General features: G+C 70.7%; 19 protein-coding genes. 14 read left to right on the top strand and 5 right to left on the bottom strand.

Annotated elements, in window-relative coordinates; translation table 11 throughout:
• Positions 1-53: 53 nt before the first annotated feature.
• The gene (locus tag ABZ893_RS04530; protein WP_361396636.1) at positions 54-944 is read right to left on the bottom strand and encodes a 2-hydroxy-3-oxopropionate reductase; all 891 of its coding nucleotides are present in this window, start codon (positions 942-944) and stop codon (positions 54-56) included.
• A 60-nt stretch (positions 945-1,004) separates the two neighbouring features.
• Positions 1,005-1,844 (bottom strand): TIM barrel protein, encoded by an 840-nt coding sequence (locus ABZ893_RS04525; protein WP_361396632.1) that lies wholly within the window; start codon positions 1,842-1,844, stop codon positions 1,005-1,007.
• A 139-nt stretch (positions 1,845-1,983) separates the two neighbouring features.
• Between ABZ893_RS04525 and ABZ893_RS04520 the strand changes: the two genes are divergently transcribed.
• The 8 genes from ABZ893_RS04520 to ABZ893_RS04485 all read left to right on the top strand — a co-directional run bounded on the left by ABZ893_RS04520 (position 1,984) and on the right by ABZ893_RS04485 (position 9,285).
• Positions 1,984-2,232: a hypothetical protein gene (locus ABZ893_RS04520; RefSeq protein ID WP_361396630.1), complete on the top strand. Its 249-nt coding sequence runs from the start codon at positions 1,984-1,986 to the stop codon at positions 2,230-2,232.
• A gap of 9 nt (positions 2,233-2,241) precedes the next feature.
• Positions 2,242-2,619 (top strand): helix-turn-helix domain-containing protein, encoded by a 378-nt coding sequence (locus ABZ893_RS04515; protein ID WP_361397687.1) that lies wholly within the window; start codon positions 2,242-2,244, stop codon positions 2,617-2,619.
• Positions 2,620-2,775: 156 nt separating this feature from the next.
• On the top strand, positions 2,776-3,303 hold the full coding sequence (gene uraD, locus ABZ893_RS04510; protein WP_361396627.1) for a 2-oxo-4-hydroxy-4-carboxy-5-ureidoimidazoline decarboxylase: 528 nt from the start codon (positions 2,776-2,778) through the stop codon (positions 3,301-3,303).
• Positions 3,300-3,692, top strand: a complete 393-nt coding sequence (uraH, locus tag ABZ893_RS04505) for a hydroxyisourate hydrolase (protein WP_361396625.1) — start codon at positions 3,300-3,302, stop codon at positions 3,690-3,692. The genes uraD and uraH overlap by 4 nt, the downstream gene beginning before the upstream one ends.
• Positions 3,693-3,697: 5 nt before the next feature.
• The gene (pucL, locus tag ABZ893_RS04500; RefSeq protein WP_361396623.1) at positions 3,698-4,630 is read left to right on the top strand and encodes a factor-independent urate hydroxylase; all 933 of its coding nucleotides are present in this window, start codon (positions 3,698-3,700) and stop codon (positions 4,628-4,630) included.
• 67 nt (positions 4,631-4,697) lie between these two features.
• Positions 4,698-6,098, top strand: coding sequence for a nucleobase:cation symporter-2 family protein (locus ABZ893_RS04495; RefSeq protein ID WP_361396620.1), 1,401 nt, complete (start codon positions 4,698-4,700; stop codon positions 6,096-6,098).
• 96 nt (positions 6,099-6,194) lie between these two features.
• Positions 6,195-7,586 carry an 8-oxoguanine deaminase gene (locus ABZ893_RS04490; protein WP_361396618.1) on the top strand — a complete coding sequence of 464 codons (1,392 nt, stop codon included), beginning with the start codon at positions 6,195-6,197 and terminating at the stop codon, positions 7,584-7,586.
• A gap of 346 nt (positions 7,587-7,932) precedes the next feature.
• On the top strand, positions 7,933-9,285 hold the full coding sequence (locus tag ABZ893_RS04485) for a nucleobase:cation symporter-2 family protein (RefSeq protein WP_361397685.1): 1,353 nt from the start codon (positions 7,933-7,935) through the stop codon (positions 9,283-9,285).
• 198 nt (positions 9,286-9,483) lie between these two features.
• On the opposite strand, the gene ABZ893_RS04480 is transcribed toward ABZ893_RS04485, so the two are convergent.
• Positions 9,484-10,347, bottom strand: a complete 864-nt coding sequence (locus ABZ893_RS04480) for a chitosanase (protein WP_361396616.1) — start codon at positions 10,345-10,347, stop codon at positions 9,484-9,486.
• A gap of 232 nt (positions 10,348-10,579) precedes the next feature.
• Here ABZ893_RS04480 and ABZ893_RS04475 point away from each other — a divergent pair, with 232 nt between their 5' ends.
• Complete coding sequence (locus ABZ893_RS04475; protein WP_361396613.1) at positions 10,580-11,206, top strand: TMEM175 family protein; 627 nt, start codon at positions 10,580-10,582, stop codon at positions 11,204-11,206.
• A 28-nt stretch (positions 11,207-11,234) separates the two neighbouring features.
• On the opposite strand, the gene ABZ893_RS04470 is transcribed toward ABZ893_RS04475, so the two are convergent.
• Positions 11,235-11,864, bottom strand: a complete 630-nt coding sequence (locus ABZ893_RS04470) for a hypothetical protein (RefSeq protein ID WP_361396610.1) — start codon at positions 11,862-11,864, stop codon at positions 11,235-11,237.
• 106 nt (positions 11,865-11,970) lie between these two features.
• The gene (locus tag ABZ893_RS04465; RefSeq protein ID WP_361396608.1) at positions 11,971-12,564 is read right to left on the bottom strand and encodes a histidine phosphatase family protein; all 594 of its coding nucleotides are present in this window, start codon (positions 12,562-12,564) and stop codon (positions 11,971-11,973) included.
• Between the two features lie 185 nt (positions 12,565-12,749).
• On the opposite strand from ABZ893_RS04465, the gene ABZ893_RS04460 reads away from it, so the two are divergent.
• From ABZ893_RS04460 to ABZ893_RS04440, 5 genes are read left to right on the top strand one after another with little or no spacing between them, the layout of a single operon-like run.
• Positions 12,750-15,590 (top strand): DEAD/DEAH box helicase, encoded by a 2,841-nt coding sequence (locus ABZ893_RS04460; RefSeq protein ID WP_361396605.1) that lies wholly within the window; start codon positions 12,750-12,752, stop codon positions 15,588-15,590.
• Positions 15,587-15,763, top strand: a complete 177-nt coding sequence (locus ABZ893_RS04455) for a hypothetical protein (RefSeq protein WP_361396603.1) — start codon at positions 15,587-15,589, stop codon at positions 15,761-15,763. The genes ABZ893_RS04460 and ABZ893_RS04455 overlap by 4 nt, the downstream gene beginning before the upstream one ends.
• Positions 15,760-15,930: a hypothetical protein gene (locus ABZ893_RS04450; protein WP_361396600.1), complete on the top strand. Its 171-nt coding sequence runs from the start codon at positions 15,760-15,762 to the stop codon at positions 15,928-15,930. Before ABZ893_RS04455 ends, ABZ893_RS04450 begins: the two co-directional genes overlap by 4 nt.
• On the top strand, positions 15,927-16,085 hold the full coding sequence (locus ABZ893_RS04445; protein WP_361396597.1) for a hypothetical protein: 159 nt from the start codon (positions 15,927-15,929) through the stop codon (positions 16,083-16,085). Before ABZ893_RS04450 ends, ABZ893_RS04445 begins: the two co-directional genes overlap by 4 nt.
• Positions 16,082-17,359 carry an SWIM zinc finger family protein gene (locus ABZ893_RS04440; protein ID WP_361396594.1) on the top strand — a complete coding sequence of 426 codons (1,278 nt, stop codon included), beginning with the start codon at positions 16,082-16,084 and terminating at the stop codon, positions 17,357-17,359. The genes ABZ893_RS04445 and ABZ893_RS04440 overlap by 4 nt, the downstream gene beginning before the upstream one ends.
• The last annotated feature ends 17 nt before the right edge of the window (positions 17,360-17,376 follow it).

Genomic DNA, 17,376 nt, shown 5'->3' with positions numbered 1-17,376 from the left:
GGCGCGACAGGACAGGTGTCAGCGCCGCCACGACCCGGAAGACCGGGGGAGGGTCAGACCTGCTGACCCGAGAGGCGCTCGACGGCGCGCAGGAGGGCGGAGTGGTCGAGGCCACCGTCACCCTGGGCACGCAGCGAGGCGACCAGCTGGGCCACCACGGCGCCGACGGGCAGCGCGGCACCGACATTGCGGGCGGCGTCGGTCACGATGCCCATGTCCTTGTGGTGCAGGTCGATACGGAAGCCGGGCTTGAAGTCCCGGTTCAGGAAGTTGTCCTTCTTGCGGGTCAGGACGGTCGAGCCGGCCAGACCGCCGTTGAGGACGTCCAGGGCGGCGTTGAGGTCCACGCCGGACTTCTCCAGGAAGACCACGGCCTCGGCGCACGCCTGGATGTTCACGGCGACGATGAGCTGGTTGGCGGCCTTGACCGTCTGGCCGGAGCCGTGCGGGCCACACAGGACGATGGTCTTGCCGAGGGCCTCGAGAAGCGGCTTGGCCTCGTCGAAGTCGGCCTGCTCGCCACCCACCATGATCGACAGGACGGCCTCGATGGCGCCGGCCTCGCCGCCGGAGACGGGCGCGTCGATGACGCGGATGCCCTTCTCCTTGGCGTTCTTCGCCAGGTCGACCGAGGTCTGCGGGGTGATCGAGGACATGTCGACGATCAGGGCGCCGGACTTGGCGTTCTCGAGGATGCCCTCGGGGCCGTAGTTGATGGCCTCGACCTGCGGGGAGGCGGGCACCATCGTGACGATGACGTCGGCGTCCTTGACGGCCTCGGCGATCGAGCCGGCCGAGGTACCGCCGGCGGCGGCCAGGCGGTCCAGCTTGTCCTGCTCCAGGGTGAAGCCGGTCACCGAGTAACCAGCCTTGATCAGGTTCTCGGACATGGGGGAGCCCATGATGCCGAGGCCGATCCACGCGATCTTGGGGAGGTTGCTCATGAGGGTGCCTCTCTTAACTGCGGTCGTACGTAAGTGTGTTGGCGCTGACTGGGGAGAGGGTCAGCGCGCGGCGCGGGCGCCTGCGGGCAGCCACTCGAACGCCTCGGCGCTCGGCTTGTCGCCGGCCTTGTACTCGAGGCCCACGTAGCCCTCGTAGCCGGCCTTCTTGAGCTGGTCGAGCAGCTCCTCCAGCGGCAGCGAGCCGGTGCCCGGCGCGCCACGGCCCGGGTTGTCCGCGATCTGCACGTGGCCGGTCTTCGCGGTGTACTGCTCGATCACCGCGGCCAGGTCCTCGCCGTTCATGGACAGGTGGTACAGGTCCATGAGGAACTTGGCGTTGCCGAGGCCGGTGGCGGCGTTCACCTTGTCCACGATCTCGATCGCCTTGGGGGCGCTCACGATCGGGCACAGCGGCGACTCGGGCTTGTTCAGCGCCTCGATCAGGAGGATCGCGCCGACGCGGTCGGCCGCGCGGGCCGCCAGCGTCAGGTTCTCCAGGGCGAGCTCGTCCTGGACCGCCGGGTCCACGCCCTCGACGCGGTTGCCGTACAGCGCGTTCAGCGCCTTGCAGCCGAGGGACTGGGCGAAGTCGGCCGCGATGTCGATGTTCGCGCGGAACTTGTCGCTCTCCTCGCCGGGGATGGACAGGGCGCCGCGGTCGGGGCCCGGCAGCTGTCCGGCGTAGAAGTTGAGCCCGGTGAGCTGGACGCCCGCGTCCTCGATCGCCTTCTTCAGGGCGTCGAGCTCGGACTGCTCAGGGGTGGGGGCGTCGACCCAGGGCCACCACAGCTCGACCGCGGTGAAGCCCGCCGCGGCGGCGGCCGCGGGGCGCTCCAGGAGCGGGAGTTCCGTGAAGAGGATCGACAGGTTGACGTTGAAGCGCTGGTCTGCGAATCCCATGGGGGTCGGCGCTCCCTTCCGTGTCGTCGTTGTTCCGTATAGCGGAAGTTCGTTTCTGCTTGATGGAAGACTGCCGAAGGAGGCTGATACTTGTCAAGAGGGGCTGCCGGAAAAACACATAGCGGCATAGGTTGACCACGTGCGATTGAGAGTGGAGTTCACGACCGAGCCCTTCGACCTGGACGAGGCGCCGCGCCATGCGGTCGTCGCCAGGGACGTCATCCAGAAGGCCGAACTGGACGCGGTGGACGTCGGCCCGTTCGGCAACACCGCGGAAGGGGAGGCCGCCGTCGTGCTCGGCGCGGTGGACGCGATGCTGCGCCAGGCCCTGGAAGCGGGCGCCACCCGCGTCTCGCTCCAGGTCAATGTGATGGGCGAGGGCGAATAAGTGGCTGACATGGGCGACATGGAGGACGTCCCCTTCGTCATAGCGGTGAAGCCGCTGGTCGACGCCATGGGGGGCCAGATGCTGACGCCGCAGGAGGCGGGCCGGGACGACGTCGTCCTGAACTGGGAGGGCCGCGAGGTCGTCGCCGTGCGGCTGCCCCAGCTGGCCGACTCCCTGGACCACATCCTGGCGGCCATGGAGCGCGGGCAGGGTATGCCCCTGTCCGCTCTCGACCGTAAGGCCAAACAGGAGGTCGTGCGGGCTCTGGAGGCCCGCGGTGCCTTCTCTGTACGCCACGGGGTCGAGACGGTCGCCGGCGCGCTCGGCGTCTCCCGGTTCACCGTCTACAACTACTTGAACAGGGAAAACGCCGCCAAGAGTGAGTAAGGGGCTCCGTAGCACACCAACGTGTACAACCGACCGCCGTCCGGTATCCGGACGGCGGTTTTTGTTACTCCGAGTTTTCAACAAAGTGTTGACGTGATGTTTTTCAAGGCGTTAGCTATCCGCAGCCCGTCCAGCACAAGGCCACGGAGGCTTCCCGTGACTTCACGTCCGATGCCGGGACTTTCCCGGTTCAACACCCTTCCGGAGACCGCGGCCGGCGCCGCGCTCCACGAGGTGTGTGCCAGCTCGGCGTGGGGGAGCAAGCTCCTCGCCCAGCGCCCCTTCACCACCACGGAAGAACTCTTCGCCGCGAGCGACGCCGCCATGGCCGAGCTCGACGCCGAGGACCTCGCCGAGGCGATGGCGGGGCACCCCCCGATCGGCCGCCCCAAGCCGGGTGACCCGACCTCGTCCCGCGAGCAGCGGGGCATGGCCGGCGCCTCCGAGGAGCTCAAGGCCGAGATGCTCGAACTCAACCTGGCCTACCAGGAGCGGTTCGGACATGTCTTCCTGATCTGCGCCACCGGGGCGACCGGGGAGCAGATGCGCGACGCGCTGAAGGCCCGGATCGGCAACGACGCCCAGGCGGAGCGCGAGATCGTGCGCACCGAACTGGGGAAGATCAACCGTATCCGCCTCACGAGCCTCGCCGAAGCAGACGTAGAAGAGGAACAGCACTCATGAGCACCGCGACCACCGCGTCGGTGTCCACGCACATTCTCGACACCAGCATCGGACGCCCCGCCGAAGGCGTCGCCATCTCGCTCTCGGCCCGCTCCGGCCAGGGCGGCGAGTGGGTGACGCTCGGCGGCTCCGCGACCGACGCGGACGGACGCTGCAAGGACCTGCCGGCCCTGCCGGAAGGCACCACCCACGTACGTCTCGACTTCGAGACCGAGACGTATTTCGACAAGAAGAAGCAAGCCGAGGCGCAGCAGGACGCCCCCCGCGTAAGGGACAGCGGTGCGTTCTTCCCGGAGGTGGCGATCACGTTCGCCGTCACCCCGGGCGAGCACTACCACGTACCGCTGCTGCTCAACCCGTTCGGCTACTCCGTATACCGAGGGAGCTAGCAGACATGCCCACGATTCTCGGCCAGAACCAGTACGGCAAAGCAGAGAACCGCGTCGTCAAGATCACGCGGGACGGCGACACCCACCACATCAAGGACCTGAACGTCTCCGTCGCCCTCTCCGGCGACCTGGAGGACGTCCACTACAACGGCTCGAACGCCAACTGCCTCCCGACGGACACCACGAAGAACACCTGCTTCGCGTTCGCCAAGGAATACGGCATCGAGTCGGCCGAGCAGTACGGCATCCACCTCGCCCGGCACTTCGTGGACACTCAGCCGTCGATCCACCGCGCCCGCATCCGCATCGAGGAGTACTCCTGGGAGCGCATCGCCGGCTCCGACGGCAACTCCAAGTTCATCGGCGCCGACGAGGTCAAGCACTCCTTCGTCCGCAAGGGCCAGGAGACGCGCCTCGCCCAGATCACGTACGACGGCGAGAAGTTCGAGGTCCTGTCCGGCCTCAAGGACCTGACGGTCATGAACACCACGAACTCCGAGTTCTGGGGCTTCATCAAGGACAAGTACACGACGCTCCAGGAGGACTACGACCGCATCCTCGCCACGTCCCTTTCGACGTGGTGGCGGCACAACTGGACCTCCGACGAGCAGCGGATGCCGCAGTGGGAGAAGTCCTACGAGCAGTCCAAGAAGCACATCCTGCAGGCGTTCGTGGAGACCTACTCGCTCTCCCTCCAGCAGACGCTGTACCAGATGGGTTCGCGGGTCATCAACAACCGCAGCGAGATCGACGAGATCCGCTTCTCCGCGCCCAACAAGCACCACTTCCGGCAGGATCTGTCCACCTTCGGCCTGGACAACGAGGCCAAGGACGGCGCCGTGTACTGGGCGGCCGACCGCCCCTACGGCCTGATCGAGGCCACCATCCTGCGCGACGGCTGCGAAGCGCACATCCCGGTCGACATGACCAACCTCTGACGCGGGGTGCGCGCACCCCCCTCCCGCCCGCAGACGGGCGGGGGGTGCGCCACCGGAGGGAACAGCAATGGCAACGCCAGCAAAAGGGCAGGCAGTAGGCCCGTGTTCCACCCCACCGGCCGGACCAGAGGTCCACCCGGTGGACGAAAAGCTCCACCCGTCGCGGCTCGTCCCCGCCGCACTCCAGCACATCGCCGCCATGTACGCGGGCGTGGTCACGCCCCCGCTCATCATCGGCCAGGCCGTCCACCTCGACACCGCGGGCCAGACCCGGCTCATCGCGGCCAGCCTGCTGATCGCAGGTGTGGCGACCCTCCTGCAGACCCTCGGCGTCAAGGGCTTCGTCGGAAACCGACTGCCCTTCGTCAACGCCGCCTCCTCGGCAGGCATCGCGCCGATGCTCGCCATCGCCGAGACCAACGCCAAGGGCGACCAACTCCCGGCAATCTACGGGGCGGTGATGGTCGCGGGCGTCTTCTGCCTCGCGATCGGCCCGTTCTTCGGCAGACTCCTGCGCTTCTTCCCGCCGCTCGTCACCGGCGTCGTCATCACCCTCATCGGGGTGACCCTGATGCCGGTCCCGGTCGCCTGGGCCCAGGGCGGTGACCGAACCGCCGCCGACTTCGGCGACATGAAGAACCTCGCGCTCGCCGGCTTCACGCTCGTCGTCATCCTGCTGATCCAGCGATTCGGCCGCGGTTTCGTGAAGCAAGTCGCCCTGCTTTTCGGCCTGTTGATCGGAACCCTGGTCGCGATCCCCTTCGGGATGGCCGACTTCGGCGCCCTCAAGTCGGCGCCCGTCGCCGCCCTGCCGACACCCTTCGCCTTCGGCACCCCCGTGTTCCAGCCCGCCGCGATCATCTCGCTGTGCCTGGTCATGCTCGTCCTTATGACGGAGTCCAGCGCCGGAATGCTTGCCATCGGCGAGATCTGCGAGCGCGAGTGCACCGGCCGCACCATCACCCGCGGCCTGCGCACCGACGGACTCGCCACCCTGATCGGCCCCGTCTTCGGCGGCTTCCCCACCTCGGCCTTCGCCCAGAACGTCGGCGTCGTCTCGCTCACCAAGGTGCGCAGCCGGTACGTCGTCGCCGTCGCCGGCGGAGCCCTGCTGATCCTCGGCGCCTTCCCGGTGCTCGGAGCGGTCGTCTCCATCGTGCCGATGCCGGTCCTCGGCGGCGCGGGAATCGTCCTCTTCGGCTCCATCGCCGTCAGCGGAATCCGCACCCTCTCGGAGGCGGGACTCGAAGACAGCTCGAACATCATCCTGGTCGCTGTCTCGCTCGGCGCGGGCATCATCCCGCTCGCCGCACCCACCTTCTACGCCGACTTCCCGGCCTGGGCACAGACCGTGCTCGGCTCCGGCATCAGCGCAGGCGCCCTAGTGGCCGTATCGCTGAACCTTTTCTTCCACCATCTCGGCACCCGCGGCAGCGCCACAGCCACCGCGGCACTCAAATCCTCCTAGGGTCATGCCGTGCCCTCCTCCCGCTCCCGGCCGACGGCCGCCCCGGCGCCGGCCGGGAGCGGGGGAAAACCTCGCCAAGCACATGAAGGAAGCACCATGGCACCTTCGGCAACCCCTGTGACCCGCATCGTCATCGAGAACTGCGCCGTCGCGACCGTCGACTCCCAGGACACCGAGTACGCCTCGGGGTACGTCGTCGTCGCAGGCAACACGATCGAATCGGTCGGCGCCGGCCAGGCCCCCCAAGGCCTGGAGAACGTCGTACGACGTGTCGACGGCACCGGCCACCTGGCCACCCCCGGCCTGATCAACACGCACCACCACTTCTACCAGTGGATCACCCGCGGCCTCGCCACCGATCACAACCTGTTCAACTGGCTGGTCGCCCTCTACCCGACCTGGGCGCGCATCGACGAGCAGATGGCTCGCGTCGCCGCGCAGGGCTCCCTCGCGATGATGGCCCGCGGCGGTGTCACCACCGCCATGGACCACCACTACGTGTACCCGAAGGGCTCCGGCGACCTGTCCGGCGCCATCATCGGGGCCGCGTCCGACATGGGCGTCCGCTTCACGCTGGCCCGTGGCTCCATGGACCGCAGCGAGAAGGACGGCGGCCTGCCGCCGGACTTCGCGGTCGAGACCCTCGACGGCGCGCTCGCCGCCACCGAGGAGACCGTCCGCAGGCACCACGACGCCTCCTTCGGGGCCATGACCCAGGTCGCGGTCGCGCCCTGCTCCCCCTTCTCCGTCTCCACCGAACTCATGCGGCAGGGCGCCGAGTTGGCGCGCCGCCTCGGGGTACGGCTGCACACCCACGGCAGCGAGACGGTCGAGGAGGAGAAGTTCTGCCACGAACTCTTCGGCATGGGCCCGACCGACTACTTCGAATCGACGGGCTGGCTCGGTGAGGACGTGTGGATGGCGCACTGCGTCCACATGAACGACTCCGACATCGCCGCGTTCGCCCGTACGGGCACGGGCGTCGCGCACTGCCCCTCGTCCAACGCACGTCTCGCCGCCGGCATCGCCCGCGTCCCGGACATGCTGAAGGCCGGCGTACCCGTCGGCCTCGGTGTGGACGGCACCGCGTCCAACGAGTCCGGCGAACTGCACACCGAGCTGCGCAACGCGCTGCTCATCAACCGGCTCGGCGCCCACCGCGAGGCCGCCCTGAACGCCCGCCAGGCGCTCAGGCTCGGCACCGCCGGCGGGGCCAGGGTCCTGGGGCGCGCCGCCGAGATCGGCTCCCTGGAACCCGGCAAGCTCGCCGACCTTGTCCTCTGGAAGATCGACGGCATCGGGCACTCCTCGATCGCCGACCCGGTCACGGCCATCGTCTTCGGCGCGGCCGCACCGGTCACCCTCTCTCTCGTCAACGGAAAGCCGGTCGTCGAGGACGGACGCCTGCTGCACGTGGACGAGGACGCCATCGCACGCGATGCGCGTCAGGAGGCGCAGCGCCTCGCGCGGATCGCCGCCGAGGGCTGACAGCCCAACGAACTCCGGTCGGGGGGGACGGCCCCCGACCGGACTTGAGCAGCCGAGCGGGCTGCTCAAGTGCCGCCCCGGATCGTGGCCCAAAGCTTCACGTTTTCGGGGCGGTCAGCACTACCTGGGCGCAGTACCCACAACCGAATACCGGCAAGTCCTTGCAAGACGCACCACCTCCCTGAAGCGAGTGCCTCCCAGGCACTGGAAAACAACCGGAGGAGCCGCAGTGGCCACCAAGCCCAGGTTCACCAAGCAAGGCACCACCCCCGACGAGGAATCGAAGGGGCAGACCGAGAACACGGCAGGCAAGCACCCTGTCGACGAGAAGCTGCCGCCGCTGAAGATGGCGACGACCGGCCTCCAGCACGTCGCCGCCATGTACGCCGGCGTCGTCGCGCCGCCGCTCATCGTGGGCGCGGCCGTGGGCCTGTCGCCCAAGGAACTCACGTTCCTGACCGGCGCCTGCCTCTTCACCGCCGGCCTCGCCACCTTCCTCCAGACGCTCGGCATCTGGAAGATCGGCGCCCGGCTGCCGTTCGTCAACGGCGTCACCTTCGCCGGCGTCGCCCCCATGATCGCGGTCGTCAACTCGACCCACGACAAGAAGGACGCGCTGCCCATCATCTTCGGGGCGGTGATAGTCGCCGGCGTACTCGGGTTCATAGCAGCCCCCTTCTTCAGCAAGCTGGTGCGCTTCTTCCCGCCCGTCGTGACCGGCACGGTAATCACTCTCATCGGCGTCTCGCTGATGCCGGTCGCCTTCGGCTGGGCCCAGGGGCCGAACCCGGCGGCGAAGGACTACGGTTCGACGACCTACCTCGCCCTCGCGGGCATCACCCTCGTCGTGGTCCTCCTGCTGCGCCGCTTCACCACCGGCTTCGTCAAGCAGATCGCCGTACTCCTCGGCCTGATCATCGGCACCCTCATCGCGATCCCGTTCGGTGTCACGGACTTCAGCCCGATCGGTGACGCGGCCGTCATCGGCTTCCCCACGCCGTTCCACTTCGGCGCCCCGCAGTTCGCCGCCGCGGCGATCGTCTCGCTGTGCGTCGTCATGGTCGTCTCGATGACCGAGTCCACGGCCGACATGCTGGCGCTCGGTGAGATCGTCGGGCGTCCCGCCGACGAGAAGACCATCGCCGCCGGTCTGCGCGCCGACACGCTCGGCTCGGCGCTCAGCCCCTTCTTCAACGGCTTCATGTGCAGCGCCTTCGCCCAGAACATCGGCCTCGTCGCGATGACGAAGATCCGCAGCCGGTACGTCGTCGCCACCGGCGGTGGCTTCCTCGTCCTGATGGGCCTGTGCCCGATGGCGGCCTCGCTGATCGCGGTCGTGCCGCGGCCCGTCCTCGGCGGCGCCGGTGTCGTGCTCTTCGGCTCGGTCGCGGCGAGCGGCATCCAGACCCTGGTCAAGGCCAACCTGGAGAAGGACAACAACGTCCTGATCGTGGCCGTGTCCCTGGCCATCGGCCTCATCCCGATCGCCGCGCCGGAGTTCTACCACTCGTTCCCGGCGACCGCGAAGATCATCCTGGACTCGGGCATCTCGACCGGCTGTGTCGCGGCCGTGATCCTGAACTACCTGTTCAACCACATCGGCCGCGGCCGGTGCGACGACGAAGTGACGGCACCGATGGAGCCGGGGGACGACATCGCCTCCACCCGCACCGGAACCTCCGCGGCGGTGCACCACTGACCACGCGCGTGTGAAGCGGCGGCCGTCCGTCCTACGGAGGCCGCTTCACGCCGGGCGACCCGCATGACCCGTTCGACCCCGAAGGCCGGTCCCGCATGAGCCGCAGCGCAGTGCGGCGGGACCGGCCTCGGCGTTTCTCCGCTCGTGTCAGCTCTCGGCTCGTGTCAGCTCTCGGCTTGTCTCAGCTCTTCGCTCGTGTCAGCCGATGTGGTAGCTGTCCCCGTAGACCTTCCAGTCCAGCGGCGGGTCCAGGTTCAGATTGCCCTTCCTCAGGAACACCCGCTGCGCCGTGTCCACGCGGCTCGTGTCGCTGTGGGCCTCCTCCTGCTTCATCGCCCACACCCGGGCGTCGAGGAAAGCGTTCAGATACGCCACCTCGTCCCCGCCCCGCGCCGGCGGCTTCGCTGCGGCCAGGGCCCGCTTACGGATGCCGCGGAAGCTCGTCGGGTCACCGCCGTCACCGTGCATCACGATCGCGTCGTAGTACGCGAACTGCCCGAGCGTGCCGATGCCGTCCGCCTTGCCCTGGGCGACCGCGGGATCGAAGTACACGCGGTCACGCTCGTCGTTCTGGGCCCGCTGGAACGCCGGGTCCCCGGCCGCCCGCTCCCAGTCGCGCCGGTACGTGGGGTCCAGGCCGTCGTGCGAGTCGGAGCCGTCGACCTCGCGCAGCGCGGGCAGGTACTTCGCGAGGACGTTGCCGGGATCGTGCCGCGTGTACAGCTCGACGAGGTCGAGCATGTCGCCCGTACCGGAGCAGAAACCGATGATCCCGGCGGTGTAGCCGCGGCCGTCGCCGATGTCCTCGATGTAGCGGTACTGCTTCTTCCATTCGAGCGAGGAGTTCTCCGCGCTCGACACGAGCTGCATGGCGATCTCCTTCTTCGCCGGGTCGTCGAGTCCGGTGGGGGAGACGGGCGTTGCCGTTGCGAACTGGGTCGTGAGGAGCGGGGCCGCGACGACGGTGGCGCCTATGAGGGTGAGCAGGGTGCGGCGGGAGGGGTGGGGGGTGTGCGCGCGGTGGGTTCGTGTCCGGGGCGTGCGTATGTGGGGGGTGTGCACGGGACCTCCATGGGGGAGTTCGTTGTGCGCGAACTGTTAGGAAGGTTTCCTACCAGAGTTTGTGGGTGACGTATACCCGTCAAGCGGAGGCGGGTGTGGCGGGTATGGCGGGCCGGTGTGGCCGGCCGGCGGGCGGGTGTCGCTTCGTGCCCGGGAAATGCTGAGCGTGGGCTCGTCGTGGGCCTAGGGTTCTCGGCGCCACGCAGGAGCCGGGCGGACGGGGAGCGGCGGGATGAGCGGGTCGAAGCAGAGCGAGTCGGGGCGGGTGGAGGCGTTCAGCGACGGCGTGTTCGCCATCGCGATCACCCTGCTGATCCTGGAGATCAAGGTGCCCGAGGTCGGGGAACACGGCGACCTGTGGCGCGCGCTCGGCCAGCAATGGCCCTCGTACGCGGCCTACGTCGTCAGCTTCCTCGTCATCGGGATCATGTGGGTCAACCACCATCAGGTCTTCAGCTACGTCGTCCGGGTGGACCGGACCCTGATGTTCCTCAACCTCGCGCTGCTGCTCGTGGTCGCCGCCGTGCCGTGGCCGACGTCAGTGCTCGCCGCGTACCTGCGCGAGGCGGGCCCGTCCCATGTGGCAGCGGCCGTCTACAGCCTCGTCATGGTCGCGATGGCGCTGAGCTTCCAGGCTTTGTGGTGGCACCTCACGCGTACGGGCCACCTCTTCGACGACGCCGTGGACACCGCGGCCGCCCGCCACACGCGGGCCCGCTTCGCCCTCGGCACGCTGGCGTACCCGGCGACGGTGGGCCTCGCCTTCGTCTCGGCCCCGCTGACGCTCGCCGCGCATGGGTTGCTGGCGGTGTACTACGGGTTCAACCAGGTGGCGGTGCCCGTGCGGGAGGTCTCGTGACGCGGGGTCGACCTGTCTTTTGGTTCGGTCACGTTCTTCGAGGGGACGCCAGCAAGTACCGGCCCCCGGTGCGGGGTTCGGCGTGCTCGCTGACCTGCCACCCCGCCTGTTCCAGCGCCGTGGCGCAGCCCGCGATGCCGTCCGGCCCCCGGCCGCGTACGGCGACGGCCTCCGGCTGCGGTGTGCCGGTCACGCGATAACCGTCCCCGTCGGCACCCTCCGCCGGCCGGCAGCCCGCCGCCTCCAGGGCGAGGGCCGCCGCCTGAACGAGATGCGCGCGCTCCCATGCGCAGGGGCGCTCGGCGGTGCGGCCCTGATTGGTCATCCGGCGCATCTCCAGGAGCCCCTGCCACGCGCTGCGCACCTCGCGCGCCCGTGCTCTGGGGTCCTGAACCGGCGCTTCCCCGCCGACCCGCGCCGCGAACGGGCCATCGGTGGGCGTGGCCGGCGCCGGAGGCTCGGGGACTTCGGCTCCCGCCTCACGTATCCGGTGGCCGGCCGGGGTCAGGAAGTGGTCGTGGGGCGGGCGCGGATGACGGAACGCGAGCTCCATCACGACGAGCCGCGCGAGCTGCGCCTCGCCGCCCTTCAGCCGCCCGGTGACCGGGTCGGCCTCCTCGACGATGCGCCGCTGCGCGGCGGACAGCGGCCGGGTCATGGCGCCACCCCCTGAATCCGTCCCTCGGTCGGTACATGCTCCGTACGAACCGATGGTGCAGCACGGGTCTGACAACGGGCGGATTCGCGGGTGCCCGGTCTGCGGGTCAGGGCCGCAGGTTCCACCCCGCGACGACCGGACGCCCATGTTCCGTACTCAGCCTGCTGACCGTTCCCGTCGCGAGCAGGAAGTGCGCGCCGCCCGACGCCGGAAGCCCGAGCCTGCGCGCCGTGAGGACCCGCAGGAAGTGGCTGTGCGCGACGAGGACGACGCTGCCCTCGTTCTCCGCGAGCGCGGCGTCCACCTTCGCGAGCATCCGGTCGGCGCGGGCCCCGACCTCGTCCGGGCTCTCGCCGGGATGCTCGGCGGGCCCCGGCGCGACCCCGTCGTCGAAGAGGAACCAGCCGGGCCGCTTGCGCTGGATCTCCAGCGTCGTGACGCCCTCGTAGGCGCCGTAGTCCCATTCGCACAGGTCGGGGTCGACCCGTATGCCGTCGAGCCCGGCGAGCTTCGCGGTCTCGTGCGCGCGGACCATCGGGCTCGAGAAGACGGCACCGATGTGATAGCTGCCGACGAGCGGGGCGAGCCTGCGTGCCTGCTCACGGCCGTTGTCCGTGAGCGGGATGTCGGTCCAGCTCGTGTGCCGCCCGGACAGGGCCCACTCGGTCTCGCCGTGCCGGACCAGCAGCAGGTCACCCATGCGACGGCCTTCCTGTTCTCTCGGTGTGTGGCGGGCCGGCCCGTCTCGTGCCGGACCCGTGTCCGACCGTACACGCGGGGTGCGAGAGGCCGCCCGGACGGGATTGTCAGACCCCGCCCGTAAGGTCGTAGACGTCGCAGGACGAGGGCGACCACACCGCACCGACCAGGGAAAGGAGCCCGGCCATGGCGGATCGGACCGACCCCACCGGCATCACCGTCGCCGCGGCGGCCGTGTTCCTTCCCGCGCCGCTGCCGCGCGAGAGCACGGTCGCCTTCTGGTATCCGGACGGCACGGAGCCGCCTGGTGCGGCACCCCTCACCATCGTGCGGGCGCACGGCGCGAGCGCGCGTATGCGGACGGTCCCCGCCGTCCGGCTGCCCGTCGCCGACGCGCTGCCCCTGCTGGTCAGGGCCCGGCAGACACCGGGCGCCCACCCGGCGGCGGCCTGCTGGGGCGCCGCCGCGCTGCACGCCCTGCACCTCGTGGGCCGCGGCCGCCTCCTGCCCGGCCTCACCACGTCCGACCACGACGCGTGGCGTGCGGGCCCGCTCGACGCGGACGACGTCGCACAGCTGCGCGCCATCGCCGCCGCCATGCCGTACGAGGCCCATGCCGTGCCCGTCGAGGGCGTCAAGCCGCTCAGGCTGCCCGAGCCCGAGGCCCTGGTGCGCGCGTTCCTCGACGCGGTCGCCGACTCCCTGCCGCGCAGCCCCGCCGCGCCGTTCGCGGCCGGGGCGCCCTTCGCCTCCTTCGCGCCGCAGCACCTGCCCCGCGCGCGTGCCTGGGCGGCGGAGGCGGCCGCCGGGATGGACGCCGGTGTCCGGGTCTCCCTGCGGCTCGACCTGTCCAACTTCACGCTCTTCGACACCGACGACGCCTCCGAGACCGGCGAGGACGAGGAGGGCGCGGATGCGGAGGAGCGCCGCCGGGCCGGGGCCGCCCTCGTCCAGGTGCACAGCCTCGCCGACCCCACCCAGGTCGTCGACGCGGCGCAGCTCTGGGCCGGCGACGGCGGTACGCACTTCGGCCCGCGCGCCCGGATCGACGCCGTGCTCGGCCTGCGCCGCGCCGCCCGCGTCTGGCCACCCCTCGGGCGCGTCCTGGAGCGCGACGTGCCGGACGTCCTCGCGCTCACCGAGAGCGAACTGCTCGATCTGCTCGGCCCGGGCGCGGCCCGCCTCGCCGACGCGGGCGTCGAGGTCCACTGGCCCAGGGACCTGGCCCGCGCCCTCACCGCCACCGCCGTCGTGCGCGCCGCGCCGGGCTCCGCCACCGACGGGACGCCGTTCTTCGACGGCGAGGAACTCCTCAAGTTCAACTGGCAGTTGGCGCTCGACGGAGACCCGCTCACCGAGCGCGAGATGGACGAGCTCGCCGAGTCGCACCGGCCCGTCGTCCGGCTCCGGGACCAGTGGGTCGTCGTCGACCCGGACCTCGTCCGCAAGGCCCGCAAGCGCGAACTGGGGCTGCTCCAGCCCGTGGACGCCCTCGCCGTGGCCCTCACCGGCGAGGCCGACATCGACGGCGAGCGCGTCGAGGCCGTCCCCACCGGCGTCCTCGCCCACCTGCGCGACCGTCTCGTCCAGGGGCCAGGGGTGGCCGAACAGCCCGCCGGGCTCGACGCCACGCTCCGCGACTACCAGCTGCGCGGCCTCGCCTGGCTCGACCTCATGACCTCGCTCGGCCTCGGCGGCTGCCTCGCCGACGACATGGGCCTCGGCAAGACGGTCACCCTCATCGCCCTCCACCTGCGCAGGAACAAGACGGCGCCCACCCTCGTCGTCTGCCCGGCGTCCCTCCTGGGGAACTGGCAGCGCGAGATCACCCGCTTCGCGCCCGGCGTCCCCGTACGCCGCTTCCACGGCGCCGACCGCACACTCGGCGGGCTCGACGGAGGATTCGTCCTCACCACGTACGGCACGCTGCGCACCCGCGCCGCCGAACTCGCCGGGCGCACCTGGGGCATGGTCGTCGCCGACGAGGCGCAGCACGTCAAGAACCCGTTCTCCGCCACGGCGAAGGCCCTGCGCACCATTCCGTCGCCGGCCCGCGTCGCCCTCACCGGCACGCCCGTCGAGAACAACCTCTCCGAGCTGTGGGCCCTGCTCGACTGGACGACCCCCGGGCTGCTCGGCCCCCTCAAGGCGTTCCGCTCCCGGCACGCGCGCGCCGTGGAGAGCGGCGAGGACGCGGACGCCGTCGAGCGGCTCGCCCGCCTCGTCCGGCCGTTCCTGCTCCGCCGCAAGAAGTCCGACCCCGGCATCGTCCCCGAGCTGCCACCCAAGACCGAGTCCGACCACCCGGTTCCCCTCACCCGCGAACAGGCGTCGCTCTACGAGGCGGTCGTCCGCGAGGCGATGGCGTCCATCGAGGCCGCCGAGGGCATGGCACGCCGCGGCCTCATCATGAAGCTCCTCACGTCCCTCAAGCAGATCTGCAACCACCCGGCGCAATTCCTCAAGGAACCCGGCGGCCCACGCGCCCGCCTCACCGGCCGCTCCGGCAAGCTCGCCCTGCTCGACGAACTCCTCGACACGATCCTCGCGGAGGACGGCTCCGTCCTCGTCTTCACGCAGTACGTGTCGATGGCCCGCCTCCTCGAAGACCACCTCGCCGCGCGGGCGGTCCCCTCCCAGCTCCTGCACGGCGGCACACCCGTCGCCGAGCGCGAACGCATGGTCGACCGCTTCCAGTCCGGCGAGGTCCCCGTCTTCCTGCTCTCCCTGAAGGCCGCCGGCACGGGACTCAACCTCACCCGCGCGGGCCACGTAGTCCACTTCGACCGCTGGTGGAACCCAGCGGTCGAGGACCAGGCCACCGACCGCGCCTACCGCATCGGCCAGACCCAGCCCGTCCAGGTCCACCGCCTCATCACCGAGGGCACGGTCGAAGACCGCATCGCGGAGATGCTCACCGCGAAGAAGGCATTGGCGGACGCGGTTCTCGGCTCCGGCGAGGCGGCCCTGACGGAACTGACGGACCGCGAACTGGCGGACCTGGTCTCCCTGAGGAGGACGGCATGACGCCGCACAGGCCGGCCCGCACCGGCGCGCATGTGCGGGCCCGCGCCCGACGGCACGACGACCATCGCGGGATGTTCGCGCCGCCACGCGCCCGCGTGGGCGAGGCTTTGGCGCTGCCCGAGCTGACAGGCCGTGAGCTGGCCGACCTCGTCTCCCTGAGGAGGACGGCATGACACCCGACACTCTCGACTGTGCCGGCTCGCACGTGCGGGCCGGCGCTTGCCGCGAAGAGCGTCGTCGTACGTTCCGGCCGCTGCGGCCCGGCGTCAGCACGGATGCGGTCACCGGGCTGACGGACCGTGAATCCGCCGACCTCGACGCCTTGAGGAGGGCGGCATGACGCCCCGCACGCACGGCCGCGTCGGCTCGCCCGCGCACCTCCGGGCTGGCCACGACGACCGCCGGGTGGGCCCGACGTTGCGGCGCGCCCGCACTGCCGTCGCGCTCACCTTCCGTAAGCCCGCCCACCTCGTCCCCCCGAGGAGGGCGGCATGACCCCCCACACCCCCGGCCGTGCCGGCGCGCACGCTCAAGCCCGCGCCCGGCACGATGATCACCGGCGTACCTTTCCGCCGTTGCCGCCTCGCTCCCGTACCGGTGACGCGTTCGCGTTGACCTGGTGGGGGAATGCGTGGGTGGATGCCCTTGTCGATACCGCGCTCGATCCGGCGCGCCTCACTCGGGGGCGGGCCTACGCCGACCGGGGACATGTGGACGCCATCACCGTCACGCCCGGACGCGTCATCGCGTACGTCCATGGTTCACGCCCCCGGCCGTACCGTGCGGAGATCCGGCTGCGCACGCTCCATGACGATGACTGGGAGCGTGTCCTGGAGACGGCCGCCGCCCGGCCCGATCACATGTCCGCTCTCCTCGACAAGGACGTGCCGCACGCGCTCGCCGCTGTCGCCGACCTTCTCCCGGCCGTCGGTGACCTCATCCCCGACTGCTCATGCCCGGACGACGGGCACCCCTGCAAGCACGCGGCGGCGCTCTGCTATCAGACGGCCCGGCTGCTCGACGAGGACCCGTTCGTCCTGTTCCTGCTGCGTGGCCGGGGCGAGCAGGAGCTGCTTGCCGAGCTGACCCGGCGGAACGCGGCGAACGAGGCCGCCGAACGCCCCGCCACCGCCCCCGCCCTGCCCACGGTCACCGCCCGCGAAGCGCTCGCTCCGCGCACCCTGCCGCCACTGCCCCCACCATTCCCCGCCCCCGCGCACCCCGGCCGCCCGCCCGTCTACCCGCACGCCTCCGGCGCCCCCGATCCGCTCGCCCTCGACCTGCTCGCCACCGAGGCCGCCGCCCGCGCGCACACGTTCCTCACGCGGGGCGTCGACCCGATCGCCGGACTCACCCCGTGGCAGGACGCCGTCCGCCTCGCCGCCGCGCACCCCGGATCGGGCCTGGCCGCGTCCACGCGCGCGCTGTACAAGTCCCTCGCCCGGGGCACCGGACGCACGGCCACGGACCTGGCCCGTGCCGTCGCCGCCTGGCGCCAGGGCGGGCTCGCGGGCCTGGACGTGCTCGACGAGGCGTGGGACCCGCCGGCCGGACCCTTCGACCGCGCCCGCCCGGCCCTCATCGCCGCCGACTTCCCCCACTTCCGCCCCCACCGCAACAGACTCTCGACCGACAACCTCCAGCTCCGCCTGGGACGCGACGGACTCTGGTACGGCTACGAATCGGACCGGGGCCGCGAGGACTGGTGGCCCAGAGGCACCCCCGACACGGACCCGGTCGGGGCCCTGACCGCCTTGCTGGGATGGTGAGTTCAGCTACAAACTCC

Source organism: Streptomyces sp. NPDC046821 (genome assembly GCF_040645335.1).
Taxonomy (GTDB): domain Bacteria; phylum Actinomycetota; class Actinomycetes; order Streptomycetales; family Streptomycetaceae; genus Streptomyces.
The sequence above is the reverse complement of the archived record's forward strand: the minus strand, read 5'-3'. Positions and strand labels throughout refer to the sequence as shown.